Source organism: uncultured Acetatifactor sp., assembly GCF_948601915.1.
Taxonomy (GTDB): domain Bacteria; phylum Bacillota; class Clostridia; order Lachnospirales; family Lachnospiraceae; genus Acetatifactor.
Window position 1 is genome coordinate 1 of sequence record NZ_CAPDXS010000168.1, and the last position, 10315, is coordinate 10315.

Below are 10315 nucleotides of genomic sequence, written 5' to 3' on the forward strand. Positions count from 1 at the left end.
TGAGGGGATATAAGAGGAAACAGCAGCAGGCCGTGTCATTCCGGAGCTTCGAGAGCATCGAGGATCTCTGTGGGTGCATGAGCATGCTTGTTATGATGCGCCAGGAAGAAGGGCTCAATTTATTTGACAGGGTATCGCAGATATTTGGATAAAGAAACCGATGGCTCCGACTGAGAACAGTCTATACCATCGGTTTCTTTCAGTCAAGCCGACGTGTGAACAGTAACATACAATTAAATTGGCATTAAATTGGCACGCTTTTGCTCTTTCCCCGCAAATCCACATATGTTATACTTGCTACAGTCAAAACGTGCGTCTGAAAGACACACTACGATACAGCCGTTTCCCGATTCCGGAAGCGGCTGTTTTCATTAGAAAGGTGGTGATTTTACTTTGTCAAATGAAAACTGCGGGGATCCTTGTATTATTACTATCGGCAATCCCCTGCGCAAATCTGCTTACAGTACAACCAATCAGGCATGGCTTTTGAAAAAGTCCTATTCATCTTTAAGGAAGCCCTCTGATATGGCAGGACCACTAAAAAACCAACGTGGCGAAGCCAACTATTTCAGCACGGTGGTATTCATCTTCATTACTGCCCTGCTGCTGGCCTTCATCATCGACCTGTTTGGTATCATCTCCACCAAGCAGCAGCTCGACCACTGCGCCGATCAGATGGTGAAGCAGATTCAACTCTCTGGCGGCACAAATGCTGAGACGGATGCCTTGTTCCAATTCCTCTGTTCGCAGATAAACGGAGCAAATAACCTTTCCTACAGCATTGATGCCTCCTACAAATCCCCTCCCCCGGGCGGCATGAGCCGAGCCATCCAGCTGGGCACCCCCTTCTACATCACCATCACAGGAGACGCAAAACTAGGCGGCTTCTGGAATTTCAATCTGATCAACATCCGGATTGTCTCAAGAGGTGCAGGTGTCAGCGAACATTATTGGAAGTGAGGGGAATGATAAACATGAGAAGAACATTACACTACAGACACACGGCACTAAAACCAGACCACTGCTACCCAAAAAAGCAAAAGCATGGGAAAGCAGCAAAACTGCTCCGCAGCCAACAGGGCGACATCTCCATCTATACCTGCTTCTTTATCGTAGGAACCGTGATGCTGGTCTCCTTCCTGCTGCTGTACGCCTCCATCCGCATCACCTGCATTAACATCCGCAACGGTGCCAAGATGGAGCTGAACAACCTCAGTGCAAGCATTTATGCGGACACCTTCCGCTCCCAGAGAGAAACCAACTTTAGCGAGTACCTGAACACCCTCTATTCCGACAGCAGCTATGTGTCCATGCTGGAGGAGACCGTGGCGGACGGCCTGGCTAACAAAGTGCCGCTCTCCACAAATGACTATGCCATCCGTAACATCCAACTCCGGTTCCGTGTCTCCGGCAGCCGTGTAGAATATACCTTTTCCTGCGATGTAGAATTCTTCATTCGGATGTTTGGGCGACAATACCCCACCATTACGCGGCGCATAGAGTTGACCGGGTTCCACAACACAAAATTTTAAAAAAATATTTCAGAATTTGTTGAAAAGCAACCCGCAAATTCGTATAGGTAATATAAAGAGCCAAAAAGGAGGACAACACCATGAAAAAGAACATCTTCAAATCGAAAGCTTTCCCCGCAGCCGCCCTCTCCGCTGCCTGCATCGGCATCCTCGCCGCCACATTTTTTATTGGCCGGGAAGATAAGGCCGACTTCCAACCGGAAGACCCCACACCCGGCCCCATTACCCAGGAATGGCAGGAGACCCCCTCCCCCACTGTTCCTGACAGCTCCCAGACAACGTCCGTCCCCACCGGGAACAACGTAAGCCCCGCCAACACCCCTTCCGCCATTCAGGAACAGCATCAACATGATATTCTGGAGTCCTATCCGAAAGTGACGGGAGAAACAGAGCAGCTGGTGACCATTGACTTCACCCCGGAAACGGAAGAACTGCAACCGGAACCTCCGGAAATACCTACAGCTGAAGCGGATGCCACAAACCCCGAACAGCCTCCCGCCTATACATCGGAGGAACTGGAGCCTGCGTCCACTGCACCGCCTACACAGCCCAATACCCCCGCCGCAGGAGCATCAAACGGAAACGGCGCCGTATATGACCCCGTCTTCGGTTGGGTAGTCCCCAGCACAGCAGATCAGAACACCATGGACAGCTCCGGCGACCCGGACAAAATGGTGGGAAACATGTAAAACGGCAGAATACTATACATAAAACTGAATATTGAGAAAACGGAAGCTGCCTTTCCCTTGGCAGCTTTCTTTTATGCCATTCAAAATAACAGAAAAGGAGCGTGATACTATCTTGAAACGGTTTATTTCCCTATTCCTCACCCTGGTCCTGCTGCTCTGCCTCCCCACCACCACGGCCCGAGCCACCGGGAATGGCAACATGAACACAGGGGGCGGCGGCATGGGACAGGGAACCTCACAGAACAAATGGATCCCCGGAAATGACGGCGTGCGCATCACCGTCATCGACACAGAAAGCGGCGCTGCTGCCTCCATCCCAATGGACTTTTCCAACCAGGCTCAGACAGGCGGTATCCTCCACTTTGGCAAGGTCAGCAAACTGCAGTACCGGAACGGCACCAGCCTACAGCTGCAGACCGGCGGCTCCTATGGCTGCATCCAACCTGCCAACCCCATGCCCACCATCGTCAGTTCCACGGGCAGGAACAACATTGAGTCCATCAAGCGCTACTTCTGTAGCGAATATGCCTGCATGATGGTGGCGGAGGCTGCCGGGATGGATTATGACACCATGATTTCCGGCAGGTACAAACTGATGGTAGAACCCATAGCCTACTTCACCCACAACGGCCAATATTACTGTATGACTGCCACGGAAGCTGCCCTCTACGACCAACTTTCCGGAGGGGCACTGCGCACCACCATGCCCTCCTTGACCCACAAGAACCTGCCCCTCTCCATATTTCTGGAACATAGCGATCTGGGGATTGGCGCATGGGCAGGCAACACCAACGGCACACAGTCAAACACAGACATCATAAACAGTCTGGGTGTGGGCATCATCTGGTTCAATGACCCTCCTGCCTCGGATGACCCGGGCGGCGGCTCCCCCGGAGGCGGCATCGCCCTGCCCGATTCGGACTACCGGGTGGACACGGATGTTATCACGGCTATTACCCTATATACAGATATGGATCTCACCCCGGACAATCCCGCCACTGTGACCTTCCACATTCTGGGGACGGCCTATCAGGTCAACAACATTGTCATCCCCAAAGACGACTGCCAGCTGGTCTGGGTCAAATGGCACACGCCGGCCACGCCCCAGAACGTGAACATCACTGTCACCGTCAACAGAGGAACTCTCTCCAGGGACACCATCACTGCCAGGATTGTTGACTTAAGCGAGCGCATTCCGCCCGACCCCTTGGCAACGGACACTTACCCCGGATACACCGTGCCGCCCCTGCCGCCAAACCCCGAAAAGCTTTCTGCCAACTGGGGCGTGTGGAGCTGCAGATGGGTTCCCAACTGGCAGTGGCATGCGGACTGGAAATGGCATGAAAACATGCAGTGGCATTCCAACATGCAGTGGCATGCTACAGAATGCACGGAAGCCTGCCCCAGACGGTGCGAGGGCGGCCACGGCGAATGGAGAGACGAGGGAGAATGGCAGGACGACGGCCAATGGGTAGACGAGGGAGAATGGGAAGATGACGGAGAATGGGAATACAGTTACACCGGCTACTATGCCTCCCTCTCCGGCACCATGGCGCTGCTGCCTGACGACATCGTTCCCACCGCAAACGGCAAAGACATGAAAAGCGGCTACGGCGTGAAGACCGAGGTAAGGGCATCTCTCTCCACCAATGCAACCTCCGGGCATTGCACCACTCCCCAGACCGCCCTCGCCACCTTCCCGGAGTTCCAGTACAAGACCTACCTGCGGCTCCTGCAACGCGTCTCCGGCGGACACAATGCGAAGTTCACCTTCCGCCCCAACGAGTTCTCCACCTACCGGCGAAACGTCCACTTCACGCCCGTATGGATGCCGGACAATACGAACTACACGGTATACACGCAGGTATGGGACACCTGGACACCTGACGGGATGCTGTCGGTGAACGTCAGCGACCACACCACCATCCACCAGTCCGTCTTTGACGACTGGTATACCAACCGTGAGTAGCCTTATGGCCGCCATCTATGCTTACAAGCTGCTGGTCTTTGCCTGCATCGCCGGATTCGCGGCACACGACCTGCGCACGAGACGGGTGCCGGACAGGGTGCTGCTGCTCTTCTGCCCTGTTGCCCTGACGGCTCCGTTCCTGAACGCATTGCTTACCAGCCAGACAGCAGATTCATTTATCGCACCGGGCAGGGCAGACTGCATGGGCAAGGCTCTGGCAAATATATCTTCAGAAGAAGCCAGAATGTCCCTGTCTCGGTTCCTACAGGCACTCCCACCTGCTTTCCTATATTCGCTGGCAGGAGCAGCAACGGGCTTCCTAATCCTATTTGCGGCTGCCATGGCATCCCCAGACGGTTGCGGTATCGGAGGCGGCGACATCAAGCTGGCAGCTGCAATGGGCTTTATCCATGGCCCCTCCCACATGATGGCCATCCTGTTGGCCGCCTCTGGGTTAGCTGTTGCTGCCACCTTAATCGTGGACCATAGAAATAAGCGTACCAATACAAATAAAATGCTATCCCTGCCGTTTGTCCCTTTCCTTGCAGCCGGCAGCCTTATAGCCACCATGGCCGCAGCCCTATAGCTGCACAGCAGACCGGCGGAAAACACACACCGTTGCCGGAACACAATCTCCATCCACCAAAGAACCGCCATACCGGCCAAAACATAACCCATCCAAATACAGAACAGGAGTGAATATAACCATGAAACTGAACAACCGCTTTATCTTCGGCCTGCTGAGCCTCCTGCTGGCAGCCGTCACCGCCTTTGTTGCCCTGCCCGTCATCGCAAGGCAGACCAATGGCAAGACAGAAGTTGTCCGCGTCACCGCCCCCATCCTGAAAGGGGAGACTGTCAGCGCAGACAACACCGAGACCGTAGAGGTGGGCAGCTACAACCTCCCCTCCGGCACCGCCCGCTCCCTGGACGATGTAAAAGGGCTTTACGCCACAGCGGACCTCTTCCCGGGGGACTATATACTCCCCGCCAAAGTCAGCCCCGTCCCCATATCCTCCGATACTGCGCTGAACAGCATCCCCTCCGGCAAGGTGGCCATCTCCCTGACTATACAGACCCTTGCCGCCGGCCTGTCCGACAAGCTGCAGCCCGGGGACATCATCCGCATCTACCACTTCCTTGACGCGGCGGCTGAAGTTCCCGAACTGCGCTTCGTAAGAGTCCTCTCCGTAACCGACTCCGGCGGAGTGAACGTGGACAACACAAAAGAGCCGTTGGAAGACGAGGAGAAAAAACAATCCGCCACCATCACCGTGCTGGCAAGCCCGGAACAGGCCCGCACCATCACCCTTCTGGAGAATGACGGCATCGCCCATGTTGCCCTGGTCAGCCGGGGGAATGAAAAGCTTGCAGCGGAACTGCTAGCAGAGCAGGAACACACCCTTCAGGAAATCTATTTCCCGGAGACGCTGCTGCCGGAAGAAGGGACTGATGCCCCTGCTGATGATACAGATTCGGAAAGTACCAGGGACAGCGAAGCAGAAACCAACAACAATGCCGATGCTTCCGGCAATGCAGGAACCCCTCCTGCCGCTGGTGACTCAGATACAGATAATGACGGCAGTCCTGATTCCTCCGAATCACCTGCTGACAACGCTGCTTCCAGCTCTGACCGAGAGCATAAATCATAAGTCCAGCCAGAAAATAACAAGAGTAAACAAAATACCATCTGCACATCCATCACCCATATTGATTTATGGATACATACTTTACGTGTAAAACAGTCACGAATACCGGGTGCAGGACCAACAGATGCGAACTGAAACCAGGAGGAATCCCAATGTCCAAAACGATTACAGTCTGGGGCAGCCCCGGCAGCGGCAAGTCCATGTTCTGCTGCATCCTCGCCAAGGCGCTGACCCGCAATAAGCAGAAATCCATCGTCATCAATGCCGACCCCGGCACCCCCATGCTTCCGGTGTGGCTCCCGGAGCAGGCGGCAGGGGCAGAAGCCTCCATAGGGCAGGTCTTAAGCAGTGTGGAGATTGACACCTCCCTGATTGCCAGCCATGTGACCGTGCTGAAGAACTACCCTTTCATCGGCCTCATGGGCTACAGCGCCGGTGAGAACCCCTTAAGCTACCCGGATACCGACTACCGGATGGCCCTGCAGCTCATATCCGCCGCCGGGAGCCTGGTGGACTACCTGATACTGGACTGCAGCCCCGCCATGACCAATGTGTTCACCCCCGCCGCCATCGAGTCCGGCGATCTGGTCATCCGCATCCTGACCCCCGACCTGAAAGGCATCAACTACCTGAAGGCCCACCAGCCCCTGCTTGCAGACAGCCGTTTCCACTATGACAGGCACATGACCTTCGCCGGCATGGCAAGGCCCTTCCACGCCTTTGACGAGATGGGATACATCATCGGCGGCTTTGACGGCCTGCTTCCCTATGGTAAGGAAATCGACCGCTGCGCCACCGAGGGCGGCATGTTCCAGGCGGTGAAATACTGCAACTCCAAATACACCGCATCCCTGAACAAGGTACTGGACACACTGGAGCAGATGGAGGCTGCAGAGCGGGAGGAGGGCTGGCCGGAAGAAGATTTACTGGAGGAAGAAAGGGAGCCTGGCGGCACCGACTCCTATGGAAGCGACCCGGACGCATATGAAACCAGTGGAAGCGCACCGGAAGATTTTTATGGAGATGACAGCTCATTTCCCCGAAGACGGAAAAAGAACCGAAAACCGCCACATGAGGACAGGACCGTCAGATACAGCAGCCACCGGAACCAGAAAGAACCGGAGCCTGACTGGCAGGAGAAAGAAAGCGGGCTTGGCTATGACGCTGCCGGTTCCGGATACGAAGACTGGGAGGAGGAGGATACGGACGAGCCATGAACAACCTGAACGACATCTTCTTTACACCTGCAGAGAACAGCGGCATGACCTACGACCAGATACTGGAGGACGTGCAGCGTTACTTCTCCGAGAACCATGCCTCCACCATAGCAGGCGCCGGGGACGGGGACTCACAGCGGGCCTCCTCCGTCCTGAAAGAGCTGATGGCGCAGTACCTTGTCAGACGGAAATATTCCCTTCAGGGCTGCACTACCAAGGAGCTTTGCGCCAAACTTTATGAAGACATGGCCGGCTACTCCTTTTTAAAGAAATGGATCTACGCCCCGGACGTGGAGGAGGTGAACATCAATGCCTACAACGACATCGAGGTCATCATGAGCAGCGGGCGCAGCATCAAGATACCCGAAAGGTTCTCCTCCCCGCAGCACGCTATAGACGTAGTCAGGCGCATGCTGAACGCCTGCGGCATGGTCATTGACGACACCATGCCCTCGGTAATCGGGTTCCTTGACCGGAACATCCGTATCTCCGTGGACAAGACCCCCATCGTGGACGCGGACGTTGGAGTGAACGCCTCCATCCGTATCGTGAACCAGCAGACCGTATCCGAGGAGAAGCTCCTGGAATCCGGCAGCGCCACGGCAGAGATGCTCCACTTCCTCACCGCCTGCATCCGCTACGGCGTATCGGTGTGCATCGCAGGCTCCACCGGCTCCGGCAAGACCACCATCATGGCATGGCTCCTGTCCAATGTCCCCAACAACCGCCGCCTCATCACCATCGAGGAGGGCAGCCGGGAATTCGACCTGGTAAAGAGGGACGGGAACGGGAACATTTTGAACTCCGTGGTGCACCTGCTCACCCGCCCCCACGAGAACCCCTCCATGGACATCGACCAGGACTTCCTTCTGGAAAGGGTCCTGCGCAAGCACCCGGACGTCATCGGCGTGGGGGAGATGCGCTCCGCGGCGGAGAGCCTGTCGGCGGCGGAAAGCTCCCGGACGGGGCATACCGTGGTGACCACCATCCACTCCAACTCCTGCGAGAGCACCTACCGCAGGATGATGACTCTGGCAAAGCGGAAATACGCCATGGACGACTCCATCCTCATGCAGATCATGGTGGAAGCCTACCCGGTGGTAGTGTTCACCAAACAGCTGGAAGACCGCTCCCGGAAAATCATGGAAATCATCGAGGGGGAGGACTATCTGGACGGGAAACTGGTCTACCGCTCCCTCTACAAGTACCATGTGGAGGACAATGTGACCGACAGTGGCGGCAATGCCCAGGTACTGGGGCACCACCAGAAAGCGGGAGCCATATCCGCCGCCCTGCAGAAACGGCTCCTGGACAACGGCATCCCCCACAAGGAACTGGAGGAATTCCTTCCCGCAGAGCCTTCCGGACAGAAAGCCGCCACTAAAACAGCACCTGCCAAGAAAGCTGCTGCAAGGAAACCCAAATCCACAGCTGCAGAAGCAGGCTCCTACAGCATAGCCTCCGCAGGAACAGGGCTTGAGCCTGCCAGGGAAAATGATGGGAAAGTGAACCCTGCAAAAGGAAAAACTGCCTCTGGAAAACAGCCTGCAGGGATAACAGCCACACCGGAAACATCCATGCCCGAACCACCCGAAACTGAACAAACCATATAAGAAAGCCACAGAAAGGAGGCTGATTGATTGCGCTGGATCTATTTCATCTACTTTGCCCTTACGAGTACCGGGCTCCTTGCCTTGTTCGGCGTAAGGCCCAGGGACTTCTCCGATGCCATTTTCAGCATCAGGCGGAAAATCCCCACACTCACTGACGAACTGGATGTCCTCACAGGCAGGCCAGCTAAGAGATTCTTCACCCAGGACTATGAGATACGGCAGATTCTAAAAGACATGGGGCGGGAAGACCGTTATGAGGCCGTCACAAGGCTCACCCTGCTGCTCTTTGTCGTTGGCGCTGTACTTGCCCTGCTCATCAACAACGTATACATGGTGCCTATCCTGGGTCTGGGCTTCTCCCTCCTGCCCATCTGGTACCTGCGCAGCACGGCGGCAAGCTACAAAAAGCATCTTAACGAGGAGTTGGAGACCGCAATCTCCGTCATCACCACCTCCTACCTGCGGACAGAAGACCTGCTGCGCTCCGTCAGGGAGAACCTGCCCTACATAAACGAGCCGGTGAGGGCCACCTTCCAGGCATTCGTTCTGGAGAGCGAGCTGATCAACGCCAACACCACAAGCACCATCAACTCCCTGAAAATGAAGATCCCCAACCAGATTTTCCACGAATGGGCGGGCATCCTGATCCAGTGCCAGTCTGACCGCTCCATGAAGGAGACCCTGCCCACCATCGTCCAGAAGTTCTCGGACGTGCGCATCGTGCAGTCGGAACTGGAGGCCATGATGCAGGGGCCGCGGAGGGAGGCCGTCACCATGATGTTCCTTGTCATCGGCAACGTGCCGCTGCTGTATTTCCTGAACAGGGACTGGTTCCACACACTGGTGTATACCGTGCCCGGCAAAATTGCACTGGCAGTCTGCGCCGCCATCCTCCTGTTCTCCCTGACCCAAATCATGAAGCTGAGCAGGCCCATCGAATACGGAGGTGACGGCACATGACACTGCTTGCACTGGCCTCCATTGTCTTCCTTGGCATTGCAGCCTACAACCTGTCCTGCGCCTTTGTAGACATCCCTACAGGCAGGACGTCCAAAATGATGATGGCTGCAAGAAAACAGCAGAACGCCAAAAAGGAGAAGCTGCTGGATGTATATATCACAAAAATCGCCACTCTGCTTGCGCCGTTCCTGCGGCTGGACAGGCTGAAAAGAAACCGGCTCCAGACGGCGCTTGCCATAGCAGGGCTGGAGCTGACCCCGGAAGCATATACTGCCCGGGCATGGGTGACAGCAGCTGCCGTAGGGCTGTGCGCCGTCCCCATGGCGTTCCTCATGCCGCTCCTGTCCCCTGTCCTGATGGGGCTGGCAGTGGCGCTGTGGTTCTCCACCTATTACGCAGCCTTCAATTTCGTCAGGAAGCGCAGAAAGCTCATAGAGGCGGAGATCCCGCGTTTTGCGCTGGCCGTAGGGCAGAGTCTGGAGAACGACCGGGACGTGCTGAAGATCCTCACCTCCTACCGCAGGGTGGCGGGCAGGGACTTCGCCGCCGAGCTTGACCAGACCATAGCGGACATGAAGACCGGCAACTATGAGAACTCCCTGCTCCGCTTCGAGACCCGAATCGGCAGCCCCATGCTCTCCGATGTGGTGCGCGGGCTGATCGGCGTCCTCCGGGGGGACGACCAG

The 10315-nt window shown here is 55.9% G+C and carries 9 protein-coding genes and 1 pseudogene; all 10 read left to right on the forward strand.

Going from position 1 to position 10315, the window contains the following annotated elements; all coding sequences use genetic code 11:
* The first annotated feature begins 525 nt into the window (after window positions 1-525).
* On the forward strand, window positions 526-960 hold the full coding sequence (locus Q2B33_RS21000) for a DUF4320 family protein (protein ID WP_300783319.1): 435 nt from the start codon (window positions 526-528) through the stop codon (window positions 958-960).
* Between the two features lie 14 nt (window positions 961-974).
* Window positions 975-1532, forward strand: coding sequence for a hypothetical protein (locus Q2B33_RS21005; protein WP_300783256.1), 558 nt, complete (start codon window positions 975-977; stop codon window positions 1530-1532).
* A gap of 80 nt (window positions 1533-1612) precedes the next feature.
* Entirely contained in the window at window positions 1613-2221 is a 609-nt protein-coding gene (locus Q2B33_RS21010; protein ID WP_300783258.1) for a DUF6550 family protein, read from the forward strand.
* Between the two features lie 112 nt (window positions 2222-2333).
* Window positions 2334-4190 carry a hypothetical protein gene (locus Q2B33_RS21015; protein WP_330687843.1) on the forward strand — a complete coding sequence of 619 codons (1857 nt, stop codon included), beginning with the start codon at window positions 2334-2336 and terminating at the stop codon, window positions 4188-4190.
* 4 nt (window positions 4191-4194) lie between these two features.
* Window positions 4195-4776, forward strand: a complete 582-nt coding sequence (locus Q2B33_RS21020; protein ID WP_300783260.1) for a prepilin peptidase — start codon at window positions 4195-4197, stop codon at window positions 4774-4776.
* A gap of 121 nt (window positions 4777-4897) precedes the next feature.
* Complete coding sequence (locus Q2B33_RS21025; RefSeq protein ID WP_300783262.1) at window positions 4898-5842, forward strand: Flp pilus assembly protein CpaB; 945 nt, start codon at window positions 4898-4900, stop codon at window positions 5840-5842.
* Between the two features lie 149 nt (window positions 5843-5991).
* A pseudogene (locus tag Q2B33_RS21030) lies at window positions 5992-6738 on the forward strand (hypothetical protein); the annotation flags it as partial.
* A 314-nt stretch (window positions 6739-7052) separates the two neighbouring features.
* Complete coding sequence (locus Q2B33_RS21035; protein ID WP_300783264.1) at window positions 7053-8669, forward strand: CpaF/VirB11 family protein; 1617 nt, start codon at window positions 7053-7055, stop codon at window positions 8667-8669.
* A 27-nt stretch (window positions 8670-8696) separates the two neighbouring features.
* Window positions 8697-9629: a type II secretion system F family protein gene (locus tag Q2B33_RS21040; protein WP_300783266.1), complete on the forward strand. Its 933-nt coding sequence runs from the start codon at window positions 8697-8699 to the stop codon at window positions 9627-9629.
* Window positions 9626-10315 (forward strand): hypothetical protein (locus Q2B33_RS21045; RefSeq protein ID WP_300817644.1); only part of this gene is annotated, 690 nt, incomplete at its 3' end. The genes Q2B33_RS21040 and Q2B33_RS21045, both read left to right, overlap by 4 nt.

Bases quoted from the DNA above. Each gene is read 5' to 3' on its own strand.
- Q2B33_RS21000 (WP_300783319.1), top strand. From the start codon at position 526: ATGGCAGGACCACTAAAAAACCAACGTGGCGAAGCCAACTATTTCAGC.
- Q2B33_RS21005 (WP_300783256.1), top strand. From the start codon at position 975: ATGAGAAGAACATTACACTACAGACACACGGCACTAAAACCAGACCAC.
- Q2B33_RS21010 (WP_300783258.1), top strand. From the start codon at position 1,613: ATGAAAAAGAACATCTTCAAATCGAAAGCTTTCCCCGCAGCCGCCCTC.
- Q2B33_RS21020 (WP_300783260.1), top strand. From the start codon at position 4,195: ATGGCCGCCATCTATGCTTACAAGCTGCTGGTCTTTGCCTGCATCGCC.
- Q2B33_RS21025 (WP_300783262.1), top strand. From the start codon at position 4,898: ATGAAACTGAACAACCGCTTTATCTTCGGCCTGCTGAGCCTCCTGCTG.
- Q2B33_RS21035 (WP_300783264.1), top strand. From the start codon at position 7,053: ATGAACAACCTGAACGACATCTTCTTTACACCTGCAGAGAACAGCGGC.